This is a genomic window from Cellulosimicrobium sp. ES-005 (genome assembly GCF_040448685.1).
GTDB lineage: Bacteria > Actinomycetota > Actinomycetes > Actinomycetales > Cellulomonadaceae > Cellulosimicrobium > Cellulosimicrobium cellulans_G.
Genome location: NZ_CP159290.1, coordinates 4,596,482 through 4,617,606 on the forward strand (window position 1 = coordinate 4,596,482; position 21,125 = coordinate 4,617,606).

Here is a 21,125-nt window from a genome sequence, read left to right on the forward strand (position 1 = left end):
CGCCACGAGCGCCCGGACCGCGACGGAGGGCGGGCAGGTGCGCATCGGGCACTGGGTCGCGGGACACGTGCGGCCCGACGCGGAGCGGTACGGCCCGGTCCACGACCCGGCGTCGGGCACGGTGACGGGACAGGTCGCGCTCGCGTCCGCGGGGGACGTCGACGCCGCGGTCGCGGCGGCGCGGGACGCGTTCCCCGCGTGGCGCGCGACGAGCGTCTCGCGCCGCGTCGAGATCCTCTTCGCGTTCCACCGGCTGCTCGTGGAGCACCGCGACGAGATCGCCGCGGTGGTGAGCGCCGAGCACGGCAAGGTGCTCGCCGACGCGGCGGGCGAGGTCGCCCGCGCGCTCGAGTGCGTCGAGTTCGCGTGCGGGATCGGCCAGCTCCTCAAGGGCGGGTACACCGAGCAGGCGTCGTCGGGCGTGGACGTGCACGAGGTGAAGCAGGCCCTCGGCGTCGTCGCCTGCGTCACGCCGTTCAACTTCCCGGCCATGGTGCCGCTGTGGATGATCCCCAACGCGATCGCGTGCGGGAACACGGTCGTGCTCAAGCCGAGCGAGCGCGACCCGTCGGCGTCGCTCGTCGTCGCGCGGCTGCTCCAGGAGGCCGGGCTGCCCGACGGCGTCGTGAACGTCGTGCAGGGCGACCGGGTCGCGGTGGAGCGCCTGCTGGAGCACCCCGACGTGGAGGCCGTGAGCTTCGTCGGCTCGACGCCCGTCGCCCGCCACGTGTACGAGACGGGGACGCGGCACGGCAAGCGGGTCCAGGCCCTCGGCGGCGCGAAGAACCACATGGTGGTCCTGCCCGACGCCGACGTGGACGTCGCGGCGGACGCGGCGGTCTCCGCGGCGTACGGGTCGGCGGGCGAGCGGTGCATGGCGGTCTCCGTGCTCGTCGCCGTGGGCGCGGTGGCCGACCCGCTCGTCGAGGCGATCCGCGAGCGCGTGGCGCGCCTCGTCGTCGGGCCGGGCTCCGACCCCGCGTCGCAGATGGGACCCCTCATCACGGCCGAGCACCGCGACCGGGTCGCGGCGCGCGTCGGCACGGCGGCCGAGGAGGGCGCGACGCTCGTCGTCGACGGCCGCCGGGCGCCCGACGGCACCCCCGACCTGGGGGAGGGGTTCTTCCTGCACCCCACGCTCGTCGACCACGTGCGCCCCGAGCACACGGTGTACCGCGAGGAGATCTTCGGGCCCGTGCTGTCGGTCGTGCGCGCCGAGTCCTACGACGAGGCCGTCGGGCTCGTGAACGACAACCCGTACGGCAACGGTGCCGCGATCTTCACGCGCGACGGCGGCGCGGCGCGCGCGTTCGAGGTCGACGCCCGGGCAGGCATGATCGGCGTCAACGTCCCCATCCCCGTACCGGTCGGCTACTACTCGTTCGGCGGCTGGAAGAGCTCGCTGTTCGGGGACCTGCATGTCTACGGGCCCCAGAGCGTGCAGTTCTACACGCGCACCAAGGTCGTCACGACGCGCTGGCCCGACCCGTCCACGGCGGGCGTCGACCTCGGCTTCCCCCGGACCCGGTGAGCGACCGATGACAACCGAGGAGCTCGCCCGGCGCACGTCGCGCACGCGCGCCGATGACCGGTACGTCTTCCACTCCTGGTCCGCGCAGGGCGCGATCGACCCGCTGCCCGTCGCGGGCGGCGAGGGCGCGTGGTTCTGGGACGAGGACGGCAACCGCTACCTCGACTTCGCGTCGCAGCTCGTCAACCTCAACCTGGGCCACCAGCACCCGCGCCTCGTCGCCGCGCTCCAGGCCCAGGCCGGGCGCCTCGCGACGGTCGGGCCGACCTTCGCCAACGACGTGCGCGGCGAGCTCGCCCGGCTCATCGCGGAGCGCGCGCCGGGAGCGGCGGGCGACGAGCGGCGCTGGCGGGTCTTCTTCACGAACGGCGGCGCGGACGCCGTCGAGAACGCCGTGCGGCTCGCGCGCCTGCACACGGGGCGCGCCAAGGTGCTCGCCGCGTACCGGTCGTACCACGGCAACACCACGACGGCGATCTCCCTCACGGGCGACCCGCGCCGGTGGCCCAACGAGGTCTCGCCCGACCCGCACGTGCGCCACTTCCTCGGGCCGTACACGTACCGGTCGTCGTTCGGGGCGGCCGACGACGCGCAGGAGGGGGAGCGTGCGCTCGCCCACCTGCGGGAGGTCGTGCAGCTCGAGGGGCCGGGGACGATCGCGGCGATCCTGCTCGAGACGATCGTCGGGACCAACGGCGTGCTGGTCCCGCCCGACGGGTACCTCGCGGGCGTGCGCGCGCTGTGCGACGAGCACGGGATCCTGCTCGTCACCGACGAGGTCATGGTCGGGTTCGGACGCGTGGGCGAGTGGTTCGCGGTGGACCGGTGGGGCGTCGTGCCGGACCTCGTGACCTTCGCCAAGGGCGTGAACTCGGGCTACGTGCCGCTCGGCGGCGTCGTGATCGGCGAGCACGTCGCGCGGACCTTCGACGACCGCGTGTTCCCCGGCGGGCTCACCTACTCCGGCCACCCGCTCGCGTGCGCCGTCGGGGTCGAGTCGGTCCGCACGTTCGAGGACGAGCGGATCCTGGAGCGGGTGCGCACGCTCGGCGCCGACGTGATCGGGCCGCGGCTGCGCGAGATCGCCGCCCGGCACCCGAGCGTCGGGGAGGTTCGCGGGCTCGGGTTCTTCTGGGCGGTCGAGCTCGTGCGCGACCGGGAGACGCGCGAGCCCCTCGTCCCGTTCAACGCGAGCGGGCCCGCCGCCGCGCCGATGGCCGCCGTCGTCGCCGCGGTCAAGGAGCGCGGCGTGTGGCCGTTCGTGCACGTGAACCGCCTGCACGTCGCGCCGCCGCTCGTCACGTCCGCCGCCGACCTCGAGCACGGCCTCGCGGCGATCGACGCGGCCCTCGACGTCGCCGACGAGCAGGCCGAGGCGGTGCGGGCATGAGATGGGCCCGGTTCGCGCCCCCAGACCAGGCCCATCTCATGCCCACAACCGAGGAGGGGTCATGACGACCGTGCGAGCCGCGCTCACCCAGGTCCGCTGGACGGGCGACAAGGAGTCGATGATCGACGCCCACGAGAAGCACCTGCGCGACGCCGCCGACCAGGGCGCGAGGCTCGTGTGCTTCCAGGAGCTGTTCTACGGGCCGTACTTCTGCCAGGTGCAGGACGCCGCGTACTACGCGTACGCCGAGTCCGTCCCGGGGCCCACGGTCGAGCGGTTCTCGGCGCTCGCGGCCGAGCTCGGGACCGTCGTCGTGCTGCCCGTGTACGAGGAGGAGCAGCCGGGCGTGCTCTACAACACGGCGGCCGTGATCGACGCGGACGGGCGCTACCTCGGCAAGTACCGCAAGACGCACATCCCGCACGTGCGCGGGTTCTGGGAGAAGTTCTACTTCCGCCCCGGGAACCTCGGCTACCCGGTGTTCGACACCGCCGTGGGGCGCGTGGGCGTCTACATCTGCTACGACCGGCACTTCCCCGAGGGCTGGCGCGCGCTCGGCCTGAACGGGGCGGAGATCGTGCTCAACCCCAGCGCGACGAGCCGCGGGCTGTCGAACTACCTGTGGAAGCTCGAGCAGCCGGCGGCGGCGGTCGCGAACGAGTACTACGTCGGCGCGATCAATCGGGTGGGCGTCGAGGACCTGGGCGACGACGACTTCTACGGCACGTCGTACTTCGTCGACCCCGAGGGCGCGTTCGTCGGCGACCCCGCGGACGACCACGAGGAGGAGCTCGTGGTACGCGACCTCGACCTGGACCTCCTGCGCGTCGTGCGCGACCGGTGGCAGTTCTACCGCGACCGCCGTCCCGACGCCTACGACGACCTCACCCGGCCGTGACCCGAGGATTCCGAGAGGGGAGCACGCGATGCCGCACACGCTGATCCGGGGCGGGACCGTCGTCGGGCCCACGGGCTCGACGCTCGCCGACGTGCTGGTCGACGGCGAGCAGGTCGCCGCGCTGCTGCGCCCCGGGGACCAGAGCCTGGGCGCCGACCTGGCCGCGACGGCCGAGCGCGTGATCGACGCGACCGGCAAGTACGTCATCCCGGGCGCCGTCGACTGCCACACGCACATGGAGCTGCCGTTCGGCGGGACGAACGCGTCGGACACGTTCGAGACCGGGACGCGCGCCGCAGCGTGGGGCGGGACGACGACGATCGTCGACTTCGCCGTCCAGCGCACCGGCGAGCGCGTCCAGGACGGGCTCGCCGCGTGGCACGCCAAGGCGGACGGGAAGTGCGCGATCGACTACGGGTTCCACCAGATCCTCGGCGGCGTCGACGACGACTCGCTCAAGGCCATGGACGAGCTCGTGGGCGAGGGCATCACGAGCTTCAAGCTCTTCATGGCCTACCCGGGCGTGTTCTACAGCGACGACGGGCAGATCCTGCGCGCGATGCAGAAGGCGCGCGACAACGGGTCGGTGATCATGATGCACGCCGAGAACGGCATCGCGATCGACGTGCTCGTGCGCGAGGCGCTCGACCGCGGCGACACGGCACCGTACTTCCACGGCACGAGCCGCCCGTGGGAGACGGAGGAGGAGGCGACGCACCGCGCGATCATGCTCGCGCGCCTGACCGGGGCGCCGCTGTACGTCGTGCACATGTCGGCCAAGCAGGCCGTGGCGACGCTCGCCCGCGCGCGCGACGAGGGCTGGAACGTGTTCGGCGAGACGTGCCCGCAGTACCTCTACCTCTCGCTCGAGGAGCAGCTCGGCGCGCGCAGCGACGAGTGGGGCGACTTCGAGGGCGCCAAGTGGGTGTGCTCGACGCCGCTGCGCTCGCGCGCCGAGGGCCACCAGGACGAGCTGTGGCGGTACCTGCGCACGGGGGACCTGTCCGTCGTGAGCACCGACCACTGCCCGTTCTGCATGAAGGAGCAGAAGGAGCTCGGCCTCGGCGACTTCTCCAAGATCCCCAACGGGATCGGGGGCGTCGAGCACCGCCTCGACCTGCTCTACAAGGGCGTCGTCGACGGGCGGATCTCGCGCGAGCGGTGGGTCGAGCTGTGCTGCACGACGCCGGCCCGCATGTTCGGGCTCGACGGCCGCAAGGGCGTGCTCGCCCCGGGCGCGGACGCCGACGTCGTCGTCTACGACCCCGCCGGGCGCACCTCGATCGGGTACGGGAAGACGCACCACATGAGCATGGACCACTCGGCGTGGGAGGGGTTCGAGGTCGACGGGCACGTCGACCTCGTCATGTCCCGCGGGCGCGTCGTCGTCGAGGACGGCACGTACCACGGCAGCCCCGGGCACGGGCGGTTCCTGCGCCGCGGGCTGTCGGCGTACCTGCGCTGAGCGCGGTCCGGATCGGAGGCGGGCATGGACCTCGGGGTGGTGCTGCAGAACGACCCGCCCGCGTGGCGGGTCGTCGACCTCGCGCGGCAGGCGGAGACGTACGGCTTCTCGCACGTGTGGACGTTCGACTCGCACCTGCTGTGGGAGGAGCCGTTCGTCGTCTACTCCCAGATCCTCGCGGCCACGCACCGGGTGACGGTCGGCCCCATGGTCACCAACCCCGCCACGCGCGACGTCACCGTCACCGCCTCGCTCTTCGCGACCCTCAACGAGATGTTCGGCAACCGGACGATCTGCGGGATCGGCCGGGGGGACTCCGCCGTGCGCGTCATCAACGGGCGGCCCGTCACGCTCGCCGAGCTCCGCGAGGCCATCGGCGTGATCCGTGGCCTCGCGTCCGGGGAGGCGGTCCAGTACCGCGGCTCGACGCTGCGCCTGCCGTGGAACCCGGGCTCCCGGCTTCCCGTGTGGGTCGCGGCGTACGGGCCCAAGGCGCTCGCCCTCGCCGGGGAGGTGGGCGACGGGTTCATCCTCCAGCTCGCGGACCCCGACGTCGTCGCGTGGTCGGTCGCCGCCGTGCGGGCCGCGGCCGAGCGCGCGGGGCGCGACCCGGACGCGGTGCGCGTCTGCGTGGCCGCGCCCGCCTACGTGACCAGCACGGCGCCGTCGAACGGGGAAGGGCGGCGGGCGCTCGCGCACGCCTACGACCAGTGCCGGTGGTTCGGCGGGATGGTCGGCAACCACGTCGCGGAGATCGTCGCGCGCTACGGACCGGGCGGGTCCGAGGAGGGCGCCGGCGTGACGATCCCGCACGCGCTCACCGACTTCGTGGCCGGGCGCGAGGGCTACGACTACAACGAGCACGGGCGCGCGGGCAACACGCACACCGCGTTCGTGACGGACGAGATCGTCGATCGGTTCTGCCTCGTCGGTCCGGCGGAACGGCACGTCGAGCGGCTGCGGGAGCTCGCCGCGCTCGGGGTCGACCAGTTCGCCCTCTACCTCCAGCACGACGCCAAGGACGAGACCCTGCGTGCGTACGGCGAGACGGTCGGCCCCGCCGTGCGCGACCTCGTCCGCGCGCGCGAGTGAACATGCGGGGACGACGCGCGCGACGTCCCGCCCGACGGCCCGCGTGACCGGACCCACGTGACTGCCCGAGCGCGACGGGACCTTCGGCCCTGTCCGGGCCCACCGCCGTATTCCTACGGTCGGGACCGTGCAAAACCCTCGGGACGTGACGAGCAGGACGCCGTTCCGCGCGCTCCTCGTGCTGCCCGCCGGTGTCGCGCTGCTCACGGGGCTCGCGACCGGGCTCGCCCTGCTCGGGCTCCCGTCGCCGGTCCCCGCCGCGCGGGTCCAGGACGCGCACGGCCTGCTCATGGTCCTCGGGTTCGTCGGCACGCTCGTCGCGCTCGAGCGCGCCGTCGCCGTGCGGCGACCGGTCGCCTACCTCGCGCCCGCCGCGCTCGGCCTCGGAGCGCTCGCGCTCCTCGCGCCCCTGCCCCGCGCGGTCGGCCAGGGGCTCCTCGTCGCGGGGACGCTGGGGCTCGTCGCGATCTACGCCGTCGTGTGGCGACGGCAGCCCGCCGTCGCGACGGCGGTCCAGGCCGCCGGCGCCGTGCTCGCCGTGGGCGGCGCCGCGCTCTGGGGCGCAGGGCTCGCCGTGCCGGACCTGCTGCCGTGGCTCGTCGGGTTCGTCGCCTGGACCGTGCTCGGCGAGCGCGTCGAGCTCGCGCGGCTCGAGATCGACGCCCGCGCCGAGCGCACGGTCCTCGCCGGGGGGCTGGTCTTTCTCGGCGCCGCGTGCCTCGCCCTGCTCGCGCCCGCACCCGGGTACGCCGTCGCCGGGGCGGCGCTCGCGGCGTCGGCCGTCACGCTGCTGCGGCACGACGTCGCACGTCGCACCGTCCGTGGTCGCGGGCTGCCGCGCTTCGCCGCGGCGGCGATGCTCGCGGGCTACGCGTGGCTCGTGCTCGCGGGCGCGGCCTGGGTGTTCCTCGCGGCCGGTGCCGGGCCCTCGGGCCTCGGCCCCGCGGTGACGCTGCGGTCCGGGCCGACGTACGACGCCGTCGTGCACGCGGTGTTCCTCGGGTTCGGGCTGTCGATGATCATGGCGCACGCGCCCCTCATCCTCCCGGCCGTGCTGCGCCGTCCGCTCCCGTACCGCGCCGCGATGTGGGCGCCGCTCGTCCTGCTGCACGCCTCGCTCGCCGTCCGGGTCGCCGGTGACCTCGCGGGCGACGGACCGGGCGCGGTCGCGGCCGTCCGCGTCGGCGGCGTCGGGAACGTCGTCGCCGTCCTCGCGTTCGTCGGCATCGCGCTGTGGTCGGCACTGCTCCGCGACCAGAGCTCTACCTCGCGTGACCAGAGCTCCACCTCGGCCGACCAGGCCTCTACCTCGCGTGACCAGGCTTCTACCTCGGCCGATCGGGGCTCTACCTCGCGCGACCAGGGTTCTGCCTCGGAACCGTCCGCCGTGCTGCCGATCGTCTCCGGAAGGTGACCGTGCCCGCGTCGCCCGAGCGACCTTCGCTCCTGACCGCCCGACCCGCCGGACCGCTGCCCGGCACGCAGAAGGTCGGAGGAACGGGCCGGAACCTGTGGCTCCACGCGCTCGTCCTCGGCTGGTTCGTCGCCGAGGCGGTGCTCGTCGTGGTGCACCGGTTCGTGCCCGACGCGCTGTGGCTCATGGTCCACGTGCTCATGCTCGGTGCGGTGAGCACGGCGATCCTCGTGTGGAGCCAGCACTTCGCCGACACGATGCTGCGCCGCCGGGCGCCGGGCGGGCGCCCGCTGCACGTCGCGCGGCTCGCCGCGCACACGGTCGGCGCGCTGCTCGTCGTCGCGGGGCTGCTCACTGACGTGTGGTCCCTCGTCGTCGCGGGCGGGGTGCTCGTGGGCACGGGCGCGGTGACGCACGCGACGGTGCTCGTGCTCCAGGGCCGCGGCGCGCTGCCGTCGCGCTTCGGCCGGCTCGTCCGCTACTACGTGGTCGCCGCGGCGTGCCTCCCGGTCGGCGTGACGCTCGGCGTCCTCCTGGCCCGTGGCGGCGCGGGGACGGAGGCGTACGGCCGCCTCTACGTGGCGCACGTGACGCTCAACGTCCTCGGGTGGGTGGGGCTCACCGTGCTCGGCACGCTCGTGCTCCTGTGGCCCACGGTGCTGCGCACCCGCATCGAGCCCGACGCCGATGTCGCGGCCCGCCGCGCGCTCCCGGTGCTCACCGCGGGGATCCTGCTCGTCGTCGCGGCGTGCGCGGTCGGTTGGCGCCCCCTCGGCGCCGCCGGGGCGACCGTGGTGCTGGGTGGCACGGTGACCGTCGGGCGGCACCTCGCGGCCCAGGGCCGGGCCGCGCAGCGCGGCGCGTGGGGGTTCGCCGCGTGGAGCCTCGCCGCGTCGGTCGTGTGGTTCGCCGGGAGCGTGGCCGCGTTCGGGGCCCGGGTCGCGACGGCGCCGTCGTGGGCCGACGCGCAGGACGCGATCGGCGGGCTGCTGCTCCCGTTCGTCGTCGGGTTCGCCGCGCAGGTGCTCCTCGGCGCGCTCACGTACCTCGTCCCCGTCGTGCTCGGCGGCGGCCCCGCACGACGGCGGCGCACCGAGGCCGTCGTCGGCGCCGGAGGCGCGTACCGCGTGCTCGTCGCGAACGGCGGGCTCGCGCTGTACCTCCTACCGCTGCCGTCGTGGGTGCGCGTCGGTCTGTCGCTCGTCGTCTTCGCGACCTTCCTCGCGTTCCTCGTGCTCGCGCTGCGCGCCGTGGTCGTCTCGCGGGGCGGCCCGGTCCCCGCGGGAGAGACGGTCCCGCGGGGCCGCCCGGACCCGGCGGGCGAGACGGTCCAGCGCCCGGAAGCGTCCCGGCCGACGGCGGTCCCGTCCCCGGCCCAGCCGCCCGGACCGGGTGCGGCGAGCCCCGCGGCGGACGCTCCGGCGTCGGGCACGCGCCGCGGCGAGGCCGCCCGTGCGGTCGCCGCCCGCCGGGACGCGCAGGCGCGCAGGCCGCTCGCGGGCGCGGTGACGGCCGCCGTCGCGACGCTCGCGCTCGCGGTCGTGGGCGGCGTCGCGGCCGACCCGGTCGCGGCCGGCGTGGGGTCGAGGGTCGTGGGCGGCGGTGCCGTCGCCGGGACCGGAGGGGCCGGTGTGCCGGTCGCGGCGACCGGCCGCACGACGACCGTGCAGGTCGACGCCGTCGACATGCGCTTCGTCCCGGACACGATCAGCGTGCCCGCGGGCGACCGGCTCGTCATCGAGCTGACGAACGCCGACGACGACGTGCACGACCTGGTCCTCGCCGACGGCGCGACGACCGGCCGTGTCGCACCGGGCGCGACCGCGACCCTCGACGCGGGCGTCGTGAGCCGCGACCTCGACGGGTGGTGCTCCGTGGCCGGCCACCGGCTCATGGGCATGACGCTCACGGTGGAGGTCACAGGGGGCGCGGCGCTCGCCGACCCACCGGGCCCGGAGGAGGCGCCCGCGGCCGAGGGGGCGCACGCCGGGCACGGGACGTCCCCGGGGACGGACTCGCTCGGCGTGGTGGACGCCGACCTCCTGGGCGGGCCCGGGGACGGGTTCGTCGCGCGCGACGCGACCCTTGCGCCGGCCGAGACGGACCCGTCCGGCGGGCCCGTCGTGCACCGGCGGACCCTCACCGTGACGGAGGCGGCGCAGGAGGTGGCGCCCGGCGTCGAGCAGACCGTGTGGACGTTCGGCGGGACCGCGCCCGGGCCCGTGCTGCGGGGGAAGGTCGGCGACGTCTTCGAGATCACCCTCGTCAACGACGGGACGATCGGGCACTCGATCGACTTCCACGCGGGCGCGCTCGCGCCCGACGAGCCGATGCGGACCATCGCGCCGGGGGAGTCGCTCACCTACCGCTTCACGGCGACCCGGGCGGGGATCTGGATGTACCACTGCTCGACCATGCCCATGTCGCTGCACATCGCGAACGGCATGTTCGGCGCGGTGATCGTCGACCCGCCGGACCTCGCCCCCGTGGACCGCGAGTACGTCGTCGTGCAGTCCGAGCTCTACCTCGGCGCGCAGGGCGCGTCCGCCGACGACGCGAAGGTCGCCGCCGCCGAGCCCGACCTCCTCACGTTCAACGGGTACGCGAACCAGTACCGCTATGACCCGCTCGGTGCCCGGGTGGGCGAGCGCGTGCGCGTCTGGGTGCTCGACGCCGGTCCGAACCGCCCGAGCGCGTTCCACGTCGTCGGCGGCCAGTTCGACACCGTCTACCACGAGGGCGCCTACGCGCTCCCGCCGGGCACGTCCGGCGGCAGCCAGGTGCTCGGCCTGCTGCCCGCGCAGGGCGGGTTCGTCGAGCTCACGTTCCCCGAGGCCGGGACCTACCCGTTCGTCACGCACGCCATGTCCGACGCCGAGCGCGGCGCGTCCGGGGCGTTCGCCGTGACGCCCTGACCGGCCCGCCCCGCCGGCGTCGTCGTCCACGCCGGCAGCACCGCAGACCCAGCACCCCACCCGGCGCTCGCGCCACGACCAGGAGGACCACCATGGCAGCAGAACCGATCGAGATCACCGAGCCTCCGCAGCACGCGGCCGTGCACGGGGAAGGGACCGAGGAGGGGCACACCTGCGGGTGCGCGCACGACGACGCCGAGATCGTCCTCGACGTCCGCACGATCCCGCACGCCGTGCGTCACGGCGTCGTCTTCGGGGCGCTCGAGGCGCTCGCGCCCGGGGACGGGCTCGTCCTCGTCGCGCCGCACGACCCGCTCCCGCTGCTCGCGCAGCTCGAGGGACGCGAGCCCGGCGCGTTCGACCGCGAGTACCTGTCGCGCGAGGCGACCGAGGTGAGGATCCGCCTCACGCGCCGCCCTGTGCCCGCACAGGCCTGAGCGGCCGGGCTGACACGGTTCCGGCACGACACGACGCCCGGCGGCGCGGGGATGGCCGCCGGGCGTCGTCGTGCGCGCACCGGATCGAGCGAGGACGGTCCTCGCTACGGGGTCGTCGGGGGCTCCCAGCCGCGGCGCGGTGCGCGCGACGTCGTCGCGACCGCGCGGCGCCGGTAGACGACGTACGGCCGCGTGAGGTAGCCGAGCGGCGCGGAGAACACGTGCACGAGGCGCGTGAACGGCCACAGGGCGAACAGCGCCAGGCCGCACAGGACGTGGAGCTGGAACGCGAGCGGGACGTCGGCCATGAGCGACGGGTCGGGCTGGAACGTGAGCAGCGAGCGGAACCACGGCGAGATCGAGCCGCGGTAGTCGTACCCGCCGCCGAATATCTGGTGCTGGACCGTCGCGAGCGTGCCGAACCCGATCGCGGCGCCGAGCACGACGTACATGAGCTTGTCCGTGCGCGTGGTCACGCGGAAGACCGCGCCGGAGAGCCTCCGGCGCAGGACGAGGATCACGAGCCCGACGACCGTGAGGACGGCCGCGAACGTCCCGGCGATCGTCGCGACGAGGTGGTAGGCGTGCTCGCCCACGCCGACGGCCTCCAGCCACGGGCGCGGCACGAGGATCCCGACCACGTGCCCGCCGATCACCATGAGGATGCCGACGTGGAACAGCGGCGAGCCGAGGCGCAGCCAGCGGTTCTCGTAGAGCTGCGACGAGCGCGTGGTCCAGCCGAACTGGTCGTAGCGGTACCGCCACACGTGCCCGACGACGAACACCGCCGCCACCGCGTACGGGACGGCGACCCACAGCAGGACGTCGAGCGGGCTCATCGTCGGGTCTCCTCGGTCAGGCTCGGGATCGTGGCGAACGGTGTGAGGTGGGACAGGTCGCTCAGGCCGACGAGCTCGGTGGGCGGTCCCGCGGCGACCAGGTCGCGGAAGCGTGCCGCCGTCTCCGACTGCATCGCGGGCAGCGTCGCGACGAGCGCCGCGACGACGTACGCGTAGGGGCTGCGCAGCGTCTCGAGCGCGGCGCGCAGGACCTCGATGCCGTCGCGGTGCGCGTCGAGCACCATGCCGGCGATCGCGCCGTCCGTGCGCGCGGAGAGCTCGAGCACCGTGGGCAGGTGGTCGGGCAGCTCCGAGCCGTCCGTCTCCCAGCCCGCCGCGCGGAACGCCTCCACGAACGTGACGAGCGCGGCGCCGCGCTTCCGGGTGTCCCCGGCCGCGTAGTACGACAGGTACAGGGAGCACCGGCGCTTGAGGTCGAACGTCGCGACGTAGGCGGCCTGGAGCTCGCGGAGGGGCACGGACGCGGTGGCGTCGAGGAACGCGCGCAGGGGTTGCCGCACGTCCGGGGGCAGCCCGGCGACGACGTCCTCGACGTCCGCCCGGTGGGCGGCGGCCTCCGCGGTGGGGTAGTCGAGCAGGAGCGAGATCACGGTGTGCGCGGCGCGGCGCTGGTCGTCCGGCAGGGGACCGGGCGACGACGCGCTCGTCGAGGACACCGGCCGGGAGCGGGTCGCGCGCCTCATGCCGCACCCCCCGAGGCCTCCGGGCCCGCCGGTCGCGGCGGCGGGAAGAGCCCGCCCGGGGTCCCGTCGCCGTCCCAGGTGAGCAGGTTGACCCGACCCGTGGTGGAGGGGGTGTACGGGCTGGCGGCCCGTTCCTTCTCGCCGACCGCGTGGAACGACTCGCCCGTCGTCGGTCCCGCGCCCCCCATGCCCGGGCCGCCGTCGTAGTCGAGCGAGCACGCCATGTCGCTCAGCTCGCGGGCGATCTCGGTGTGGGCGGTGGGGATGACGTACCGGTCTTCGTACTTCGCGATCGCGAGGAGGCGGTACATGTCCTGGACTTGTTGTCCGGTCATGCCGACGGCGGTGGCGGTGTGTTCGTCGGGTTCGTGGCCGAGGTTGAGGTCGCGCATGTAGGAGCGCATGGCGGCCAGGCGGCGTAGGACGCGTTCGACGGGGGCGGTGTCTCCGGCGGTGAAGAGTCCGGCGAGGTATTCCAGGGGGATGCGCAGCTTCGAGATGGCGGCGAACAGGGTGCGTCCGTCTTCGCCGTCGTTGCCGGAGGCGGTCACGACGTCGACGACGGGGGACAGGGGTGGGATGTACCAGACCATGGGCAGGGTGCGGTACTCGGGGTGCAGGGGGAGGGCGACCTCGTAGCGGGTGATGAGGTCCCAGATGGGGGAGTGTTGGGCGGCGGTGATCCAGTCCTCGGGGATGCCCTCTTGTCGTGCGGCGGCGATGACCTGGGGGTCGTTCGGGTCGAGGAAGACGGCGCGTTGGGCGGCGAGGAGGTCGTGCTCGTCCTGGACGGCGGCGGCTTGGGTGACCTTGTCGGCGTCGTAGAGGACGAGGCCGAGGTAGCGCAGGCGTCCGACGCAGGTCTCGGAGCACACGGTGGGCAGGCCGACCTCGATGCGGGGGTAGCACAGGGTGCATTTCTCGGCTTTGCCGGTCTTGTGGTTGAAGTAGACCTTCTTGTAGGGGCAGCCGGTGACGCACATGCGCCACCCGCGGCACTGGTCCTGGTCCACGAGGACGATGCCGTCCTCGGCCCGCTTGTACATGGCGCCGGAGGGGCAGGACGCGACGCAGGCGGGGTTGAGGCAGTGCTCGCAGATGCGGGGCAGGTAGAACATGAACGTCTTGTCGAGCTCGGTCGCGACGTGCTCGGACATGTGCTGCAGGACCGGGTCGTCGGCCATGGTGGTGGTGGAGCCGGCGAGGTCGTCGTCCCAGTTCGCCGACCAGGAGATGGTCATGTCCTTGCCCGTCAGCAGCGACGTGGGGCGGGCGACGGGGGTGTGGGGGCCCTGGGGGGCCGACAGGAGCATGTCGTACTCGTACGTCCACGGTTCGTAGTAGTCGTGGATGGAGGGCAGGACGGGGTTGGAGAAGATCGTGGCGAGCTTCTTCAACCGGCCCCCGGCGCGCAGCTTCAGCTTGCCCTTCGTGGTCCGGACCCAGCCGCCCTGCCAGCGTTCCTGGTCCTGGTAGGTGCGCGGGTACCCCAGGCCGGGGCGGGTCTCGACGTTGTTGAACCACACGTACTCGACCCCGGTCCGGTTCGTCCAGGCCTGCTTGCACGTGACCGAGCACGTGTGACACCCGATGCACTTGTCCAGGTTCATCACCATCGTCATCTGCGCCATGACCTTCACCGGACGTCACGCTCCACTCCGGTACCCAGGTCACGCTCCGCTGCGGACTCGTTCCTCGCCCTTCGCGTCGCCGTTCCGCACTCGTCCGTGCCGATGCGTGTCGCCGTTCCAGACATCAGTAGGTCACCTCCTGACTCCGTCGCCGGATCACCGTGACCTCGTCACGCTGGTTGCCCGTCGGGCCGATGTAGTTGAAGCCGTACGAGAGCTGTGCGTAGCCGCCGATGAGGTGGGTGGGCTTGAGCAGCACGCGGGTCAGGGAGTTGTGGATGCCCCCGCGCAGGCCGGACGTCTCCGACCGCGGCACGTCCACGGTCCGGTCCTTCGCGTGGTACATGAAGACCGTGCCCTCGGGCATGCGGTGCGAGACGACGGCCCGCGCGACCACGACGCCGTTGCGGTTGTAGGACTCGATCCACTCGTTGTCCGCGACGCCGATCTTCTCCGCGTCCTGCGGGCTCATCCAGATCGTGGGGCCGCCGCGCGAGAGCGAGAGCATGAAGAGGTTGTCCTGGTACTCGGAGTGGATCGACCACTTCGAGTGCGGCGTGAGGTACCGCACCGCGACCTCCGCGTAGCCCTCTGACCCCTGCGCACCTGTGGGGGACGTGTCGCCGACCCGCGAGTCGCCGAACAGGCGGTGCATGTCCAGCGGCGGCCGGTAGACCGGGAGCTGCTCGCCGAGCTCTGCCATCCAGTCGTGGTCGAGGAAGAAGTGCTGGCGGCCCGTGAGCGTGTGCCACGGCTTGAGCCGCTCCACGTTGATGACGAAGGCGCTGTAGCGCCGCCCGCCGTGCTCCGACCCGGACCACTCGGGAGAGGTGATGACCGCCGTCGGGCGCGACTGCACGTCCGGGAAGGTGATCCTCTTGCCCTGCTCGTCCCGCGCGAGGTCGGCCAGACGCTGCCCGGTGCGCCGCTCCAGGTCCTCGAACCCCTGCACCGCGAGCCGGCCGTTCGTCGTCCCCGACAGCGCGAGGATCATCTCGCAGACGTGCGTGTCGCGGTCCAGGCGCGGGCGCCCCGCCGCCGGGCCGTCGGCGACGACGCCGTTCGCGACGGCGAGCCGCTCGACCTCCGGCGTCGGGTCGAACGTGACGCCCTTGGTGACCATGCCCACCGTCTGCGTGAGCGGACCGAGGGCGGCGAGCCGCGCCGCGAGGGCGGGGTAGTCCCGCTCGACGACGACGAGCCTCGCCATCGTGACCCCGGGCACGAGCTCGTCCTGGGGCAGGACCTCGCCGTGCGGCGTCGCCATGGCGTCCGGGGTGTCGTGCGCGAGCGGGACGGCGACGACGTCCTTGCGCACGCCCAGGTGGGTCTCCGACAGCTCGGAGACGTGCCGGGCGAGCGTGTGGAAGATGTCGAAGTCGGTGCGCGTCTGCCACGGCGGGCTGATCGCCGGGTTGAACGAGTGCACGAACGGGTGCATGTCCGTCGAGGACAGGTCGTGCTTCTCGTACCAGGTGGCCGCCGGGAGCACGACGTCCGAGAACAGCGTCGTCGACGTCATCCGGAAGTCGGCCGTGACGAGCAGGTCGAGCTTCCCCTGCGGCGCCTCGTCGTGCCACGCGATGTCCCGCGGCCGCCGGTCCGGCCCCGACTCCGGTGCGCGCACCGCGGCGTCGGTCCCGAGCAGGTGCTTGAGGAAGTACTCGTTGCCCTTGCCCGACGACCCCAGCAGGTTCGCGCGCCAGACGGTGAGAACGCGCGGGAAGTTCGCCGGGTCGTCGGGGTCCGCGCACGCGTAGTCCAGCTCGCCCGAGGAGAGCTGGTCGACGACGTGGCGCACCGGGTCCTTGCCCGCCGCCTCGGCCTCGTCCACCAGGTCGAGCGGGTTGCGGTCGAACGTCGGGTAGCTGGGCGTCCAGCCGCGACGGACGGACTCCACCAGCGTGTCCGCCGTCGTGCGGCCTGCGAGCTTCCCGGTGGCGAGCGGGGACGCGAGCGCGTCCGCGGGCAGGCCGTCGTAGCGCCACTGGTCCGTCGCGAGGTACCAGAAGGCCGTGCTGATCATGAGGCGCGGAGGACGGGCCCAGTCCGCCGCGTTGGCGTACTGCTGGAACCCCGTGATCGGGCGGACCTTCTCCTGCCCCACGTAGTGCGCCCAGCCGCCGCCGTTCACGCCCTGGCAGCCGGTCATCGTCACGAGCGCGAGGAACGTGCGGTAGATCGTGTCGGAGTGGAACCAGTGGTTGGTGCCCGCGCCCATGATGATCATCGAGCGGCCGCCCGAGTCGAGCGCGTTCTGCGCGAACTCCCGCCCGATGCGCGCCGCGGCGGCCGCGGGGACGCCGGTGATCTCCTCCTGCCACGCCGGGGTGCCCGGGGTCGCCGGGTCGTCGTACCCCGTCGGCCACGTGCCCGGCAGGTCGAGGTCGGGGCGGTCCACGCCGTACTGCGCGAGCAGCAGGTCGTAGACCGTCGTCACCAGGTGCTCGCCCACGCGGTGCGTCGGCACGCCGCGCCGGACGGCGCCCGCGCCGCCCTGGTGCTCCGCGCCCTCCTCGGGAGCGAGGTCGAAGCGCGGGAGGTCGACGGCGACCGGCTCGCCCGACGCGCCGCCCGACAGGTCCGCGACCGACAGCGCGGGCTCGACGCCCTCGAGGTCGAGGTTCCAGCGACCGGGGTCGCCGTAGCGGTGGCCGAGCGACCCGTTGGGGACGACGACGTCGCCCGCGCGGGACAGGATCACCGTCTTGGAACCGGCGTTCGTGGCGCCGGCCTGGTCGGCGGCGGGTGTGCCCGCGAGCCGGTCCGCCGTGAGGAAGCGCCCGGGCACGTACGCGTCTCCGCGCCGGTCGAGCGTCACGAGGTACGGAGCGTCGGTGAATCGCGCCATGTAGTCGAGGAACCGGGGAGCGCGGTCGCGCACGTGGAACTCGGTGAGGATGACGTGGCCCATGGCCTGGGCGAGGGCGCCGTCGGTGCCGGGATGTGGAGCGAGCCACTCGTCCGCGAACTTGGTGTTGTCCGCGTAGTCGGGCGACACGGTCACGACCTTCTGGCCCCGGTACCGAGCCTCCGCCATGAAGTGGGCGTCCGGGGTGCGCGTGACCGGGACGTTGGAGCCCCACATGATGCAGTAGGTGGAGTTCCACCAGTCGGCGGACTCCGGGACGTCGGTCTGGTCGCCGAACACCTGCGGGGACGCGACGGGCAGGTCGGCGTACCAGTCGTAGAACGACAGCATGCTCCCGCCCAGGAGCTGCACGAACCGCGAACCCACCCCGTGCGACACCATCGACATCGCGGGGATGGGGGAGAACCCGGCGACGCGGTCGGGTCCGTAGGTCTTGATGGTGTGGACGTGGGCGGCGGCGACGATCTCGGCGGTCTCGTCCCAGGTGGCGCGCACGAGCCCGCCCTTGCCGCGCGCCGACTTGTAGGCGCGGGCCGACTCCGGGTCGGACGTGACCTTCTCCCACGCGAGCACGGGGTCGCCGCCCACCTCGTCCTTCGCCCGCCGGTACAGGTCGAGCAGGGTGCCGCGGACGTAGGGGTAGCGCACGCGGGTGGGGGAGTAGGTGTACCAGGAGAACGCGGCGCCGCGGGGGCAGCCGCGGGGTTCGTACTCGGGGGAGTCGGGGCCGACGGAGGGGTAGTCGGTCTGCTGGGTCTCCCAGGTGATGATGCCGTCCTTGACGTAGACCTTCCAGGAGCAGGACCCGGTGCAGTTCACGCCGTGGGTGGAGCGCACGACCTTGTCGTGGGACCAGCGGTCGCGGTAGAACACGTCGCCCTGGCGCCCGCCGGTCAGGAACACCTGCCGCAGGTCGTCGGACACCTGCCCGCGCCGCAGGCGGCTGCCCAGGCGCAGCAGGGCGTCGGCCGGGTCACGGGGGGTGCGCTCGTCGAGTGGGGGCACGACAGCTCCTCGGGTTCTCTGGGGCGGGGACGGCGGACGCGTCGCCGGCGTTCCCGGTCGGGGTCAGGAGGGGTTCGGGGCGCCCGGCCGGGCGTAGTAGTGCCACGTGAGCCACGTGCACAGGGCGAAGAACACGGCGCACCCGACGAAGAACGACCGCGCGGGGACGAGCGAGAGCCCGATGCCGACGAGGAACGGGCCGAACGCGGCGATCGAGGCGGTCCAGCCGATCACCCCGCCCGCCTGGCGGCGCGGGAAGATCATCGGCATCTGCTTGAACGTCCCTGCGTTGCCGATCCCGGCGAAGGTGAACACCGCGAGCATCCCCGCGAGGAACCAGCCGAACTGCCCGACGTCGTGCGGGTCGAGGAAGAACAGCGAGAACACCGTCGAGACCGTCATGCCGATCCCGGCGACGAGGGTCCAGACCGCACCGCCGAACCGGTCGCACAGCGGCCCGAACCCGGCGCGCGCGGCCGAGCCGAGCAGCGGGCCGAGGAACGCGTAGCGCAGCGGGTCGGGCGCGTTCTCGAACCCGCCGTACTCCGCGACGATGAGCAGCCCGAGCTGGGCCGCGAACCCGCTGAACGCGCCGAAGGTCATGAGGTAGATCGCCGTCATGATCCACGTGTGCTTGTTGCCGAAGATGTCGAGCTGCTCGCGGAAGTTCGCGCTCACCGGGACCCGGCGCAGGTACAGGGCGGCGAGCACCGCGCCGAGCACGGTCCACGGCACGAGGACGAGGCCTGCGTTGTGCAGCCAGAGATGGCTGCCCGTCGCCGTCTGCTGCGGCGTGAGGGCCGCCGTGCCGAGGAGGCCGAAGCCGACGACCCACGGCGTGAGGAACTGGATGAGGCTCACGCCGAAGTTGCCGATCCCGGCCTGCAGCCCCAGCGCCGTCCCCGCCATGCGCCGGGGGAAGAAGTAGCTCGTCGAGGGCATGAACCCGGAGAACGCGCCGCCGCCGATCCCCGCCGCGACCGCGAGCAGCATGAGCACCGCGTACGGCGTGCTCGCGTCGCGCACGGCGAAGGTCCAGCCGAGCATCGGCAGGAGGACGAGCGTCGCCGTGCCGCCCACGAGCGTGCGCGTGCCGACGACGGGCGGGAGGAACATGTAGACCATGCGGAACAGCCCGCCGGCGAGGCCGGGGACGGCCGTGAGCCAGTAGAGCTGTGCCGTCGTGAGGTCGAAGCCGACGTCGTTGAGCCGGGGCGCGACCGCGCTCACGAGGTACCACGCGCAGAACGCGAGCGTGAGGTTGTACGTCGTGATCCACAGCGTGCGCCACGCGAACCGGCGGTCCCAGCGCGACTCGTCCTCGGGGTCCCACGTCGACAGGTCCACGCTCGACGGCGTGCGCACCGCCCGCAGCAGCGAGGGCGGCCTGGTGGTGGCAGGGGCGGTCATGTCGTCCTCCCGTCGTCGCAGGTCACGACCACACCGACGTCGTGACGCCGGGTCCGTACCCGGTGCGCCGTCAGCATGACCCGGCGGACGGGAGCCGCGGCGGGCCGCGGACCGTGAATAATCAGCTCGCGCGCGAGAGCTGCAGCACGCAGTGGTGCGGCTCGACGAAGGGCAGCAGCGCCTCCGCGCGGACGGGCCCGCCGACGCCCGCGAGCACGCCCTGCACGAGGCCGAGGTGGACGGCGCAGACCACGTCCTCGCGGTCCGCCGCGAGCGCGAGGAACGGGCACCGGTAGAGATGGAACCGCAACCGCTCCTCCTCGAGCTCGGGGTCGAGCCCGAGCTGGTGCAGGTGGTCGTCGAGCGCGGCGAGCTGGTTCTCCGGCGTGGGCTCGGGCGCGTCGCGGCCCGAGGAACGGAGCACGTCGACGAGCCGCCGGCCCGCCACGCGCGCGGTCCCGGCGAGGACGTCGCGCGTGCCGTGCGCGGCGTCGTCGTGCGCGGCGCCCTGGGCGGCGTCGCCGTGACCGAGCACCGTGCGGGTCAGTGCGGCCCGGACGAGCGACTCGCCGAGGCGCCGCGCCGCGCCGTCGTCCCGCGGCGGGTCCTCGCCCGCGATCGCCTCGTAGAGGATGCGCGGGCGTCCACGCGTCGTGCGCACCTCGGGGGCGCTGCGCACGAACCCCGCGTCCGCGAGCCGTTGGAGGTGCTCGCGCGTCGCGCTCGGACACAGCTCCGCCTCGCGCGAGAGGTCGGCGACCGTCATCGGGCCGCGTTCCTGGAGCGCGTGCAGCAGCGTCAGCCGGCTCGACGACGCGAGAGCGCGGTACGTGGTCGACGTGTCCTCGGGCACGACGCCATCGTGCCCCGGACCGACGCCGGCGGACCGGCCGCGAGGCGGGTCCACCACCGATCGGTGACGAAGGTCCCGCGCGGGCAGGCCGTCAGGCCTCGGGAGCCCCCTTGTCGAGCGCCGCGCGCAGGCTCGGCCACGCGTCCGCGAACGCGGGCAGCAGGTCGAGGGTCGCGACGTCGTCGACCGGGACCCAGCGGACCTCGACGCTCTCCGCGTCCGTCGCGCGCGGGTCGACCTCCGCGCCGTCCGCGATCTCCCCGAGGACCGTCGTGTAGCGCCACGGACCGTGGTCGAGCACACGCTCGCCCACGACGTCCACGTGCGCGGGGTCGATGCCCGCCTCCTCCTCGGCCTCGCGCAGGGCTCCCTGGGCCGGGGTCTCGTCCGGCCCGACGGCGCCGCCCGGCACTCCCCACGTCCCGCCCTGGTCGGACCAGGGCGCGCGATGCTGCAGGACGACGTCGGTCAGGCGGCCCGCGCGGTCGCGCCGCCCGAGCAGGAGCCCGGCGGCGCCGAAGAGACCCCAGTGCCGACGGCCGCACTCGCACTCCACCCAGCCGTCGCCCGGCTGCAGGTGGCGAGGGAGCCGCGGGGGCGGGTCGCCGGGATCGCGGGGCGCGGTCGGGATGGTCACGGGGCCCATGCTGCCAGGCCGGCGCGCCGCGC

At 73.7% G+C, this 21,125-nt stretch carries 15 protein-coding genes; 8 read left to right on the plus strand and 7 right to left on the minus strand.

Features of this window, described 5'->3' with window-relative positions:
• Positions 1-37 precede the first annotated feature (37 nt).
• The 8 genes from ABRQ22_RS20490 (at position 38) to ABRQ22_RS20525 (ending at position 11,142) form a co-directional block, all read left to right on the plus strand.
• Entirely contained in the window at positions 38-1,531 is a 1,494-nt protein-coding gene (locus ABRQ22_RS20490) for a CoA-acylating methylmalonate-semialdehyde dehydrogenase (protein ID WP_353709593.1), read from the plus strand.
• Between the two features lie 7 nt (positions 1,532-1,538).
• Positions 1,539-2,921 (plus strand): aspartate aminotransferase family protein, encoded by a 1,383-nt coding sequence (locus ABRQ22_RS20495; protein ID WP_353708005.1) that lies wholly within the window; start codon positions 1,539-1,541, stop codon positions 2,919-2,921.
• Between the two features lie 61 nt (positions 2,922-2,982).
• On the plus strand, positions 2,983-3,819 hold the full coding sequence (locus ABRQ22_RS20500; protein WP_253051109.1) for a nitrilase-related carbon-nitrogen hydrolase: 837 nt from the start codon (positions 2,983-2,985) through the stop codon (positions 3,817-3,819).
• Positions 3,820-3,847: 28 nt separating this feature from the next.
• On the plus strand, positions 3,848-5,284 hold the full coding sequence (gene hydA / locus ABRQ22_RS20505) for a dihydropyrimidinase (protein ID WP_353708006.1): 1,437 nt from the start codon (positions 3,848-3,850) through the stop codon (positions 5,282-5,284).
• 24 nt (positions 5,285-5,308) lie between these two features.
• Complete coding sequence (locus tag ABRQ22_RS20510; RefSeq protein ID WP_353708007.1) at positions 5,309-6,376, plus strand: TIGR03842 family LLM class F420-dependent oxidoreductase; 1,068 nt, start codon at positions 5,309-5,311, stop codon at positions 6,374-6,376.
• 145 nt (positions 6,377-6,521) lie between these two features.
• Positions 6,522-7,790 carry a hypothetical protein gene (locus ABRQ22_RS20515; protein ID WP_353708008.1) on the plus strand — a complete coding sequence of 423 codons (1,269 nt, stop codon included), beginning with the start codon at positions 6,522-6,524 and terminating at the stop codon, positions 7,788-7,790.
• Positions 7,787-10,705: a multicopper oxidase domain-containing protein gene (locus tag ABRQ22_RS20520; protein ID WP_353708009.1), complete on the plus strand. Its 2,919-nt coding sequence runs from the start codon at positions 7,787-7,789 to the stop codon at positions 10,703-10,705. Before ABRQ22_RS20515 ends, ABRQ22_RS20520 begins: the two co-directional genes overlap by 4 nt.
• 92 nt (positions 10,706-10,797) lie before the next feature.
• Positions 10,798-11,142: a DUF2249 domain-containing protein gene (locus tag ABRQ22_RS20525; RefSeq protein ID WP_353708010.1), complete on the plus strand. Its 345-nt coding sequence runs from the start codon at positions 10,798-10,800 to the stop codon at positions 11,140-11,142.
• 104 nt (positions 11,143-11,246) lie between these two features.
• On the opposite strand, the gene narI is transcribed toward ABRQ22_RS20525, so the two are convergent.
• From narI to ABRQ22_RS20560, 7 genes are all read right to left on the minus strand, one after another.
• Positions 11,247-11,981 carry a respiratory nitrate reductase subunit gamma gene (gene narI / locus ABRQ22_RS20530; RefSeq protein ID WP_353708011.1) on the minus strand — a complete coding sequence of 245 codons (735 nt, stop codon included), beginning with the start codon at positions 11,979-11,981 and terminating at the stop codon, positions 11,247-11,249.
• Positions 11,978-12,685 carry a nitrate reductase molybdenum cofactor assembly chaperone gene (gene narJ / locus ABRQ22_RS20535; protein ID WP_353708012.1) on the minus strand — a complete coding sequence of 236 codons (708 nt, stop codon included), beginning with the start codon at positions 12,683-12,685 and terminating at the stop codon, positions 11,978-11,980. Before narJ ends, narI begins: the two co-directional genes overlap by 4 nt.
• Complete coding sequence (gene narH, locus ABRQ22_RS20540) at positions 12,682-14,325, minus strand: nitrate reductase subunit beta (protein WP_353708013.1); 1,644 nt, start codon at positions 14,323-14,325, stop codon at positions 12,682-12,684. The genes narJ and narH overlap by 4 nt, the downstream gene beginning before the upstream one ends.
• 115 nt (positions 14,326-14,440) lie before the next feature.
• Positions 14,441-18,193 carry a nitrate reductase subunit alpha gene (locus ABRQ22_RS20545; RefSeq protein WP_353708014.1) on the minus strand — a complete coding sequence of 1,251 codons (3,753 nt, stop codon included), beginning with the start codon at positions 18,191-18,193 and terminating at the stop codon, positions 14,441-14,443.
• A gap of 63 nt (positions 18,194-18,256) precedes the next feature.
• Positions 18,257-19,603, minus strand: coding sequence for an MFS transporter (locus ABRQ22_RS20550; RefSeq protein WP_253051119.1), 1,347 nt, complete (start codon positions 19,601-19,603; stop codon positions 18,257-18,259).
• A 121-nt stretch (positions 19,604-19,724) separates the two neighbouring features.
• Entirely contained in the window at positions 19,725-20,456 is a 732-nt protein-coding gene (locus tag ABRQ22_RS20555) for an ArsR family transcriptional regulator (RefSeq protein WP_353708015.1), read from the minus strand.
• 91 nt (positions 20,457-20,547) lie between these two features.
• Positions 20,548-21,087, minus strand: coding sequence for an NUDIX hydrolase (locus ABRQ22_RS20560; RefSeq protein ID WP_353709594.1), 540 nt, complete (start codon positions 21,085-21,087; stop codon positions 20,548-20,550).
• Between the last annotated feature and the right edge of the window lie 38 nt (positions 21,088-21,125).

Bases quoted from the DNA above. Each gene is read 5' to 3' on its own strand.
- ABRQ22_RS20495 (WP_353708005.1), top strand. From the start codon at position 1,539: ATGACAACCGAGGAGCTCGCCCGGCGCACGTCGCGCACGCGCGCCGAT.
- ABRQ22_RS20500 (WP_253051109.1), top strand. From the start codon at position 2,983: ATGACGACCGTGCGAGCCGCGCTCACCCAGGTCCGCTGGACGGGCGAC.
- hydA (WP_353708006.1), top strand. From the start codon at position 3,848: ATGCCGCACACGCTGATCCGGGGCGGGACCGTCGTCGGGCCCACGGGC.
- ABRQ22_RS20510 (WP_353708007.1), top strand. From the start codon at position 5,309: ATGGACCTCGGGGTGGTGCTGCAGAACGACCCGCCCGCGTGGCGGGTC.
- ABRQ22_RS20525 (WP_353708010.1), top strand. From the start codon at position 10,798: ATGGCAGCAGAACCGATCGAGATCACCGAGCCTCCGCAGCACGCGGCC.
- narI (WP_353708011.1), bottom strand. From the start codon at position 11,981: ATGAGCCCGCTCGACGTCCTGCTGTGGGTCGCCGTCCCGTACGCGGTG.
- narJ (WP_353708012.1), bottom strand. From the start codon at position 12,685: ATGAGGCGCGCGACCCGCTCCCGGCCGGTGTCCTCGACGAGCGCGTCG.
- ABRQ22_RS20550 (WP_253051119.1), bottom strand. From the start codon at position 19,603: ATGACCGCCCCTGCCACCACCAGGCCGCCCTCGCTGCTGCGGGCGGTG.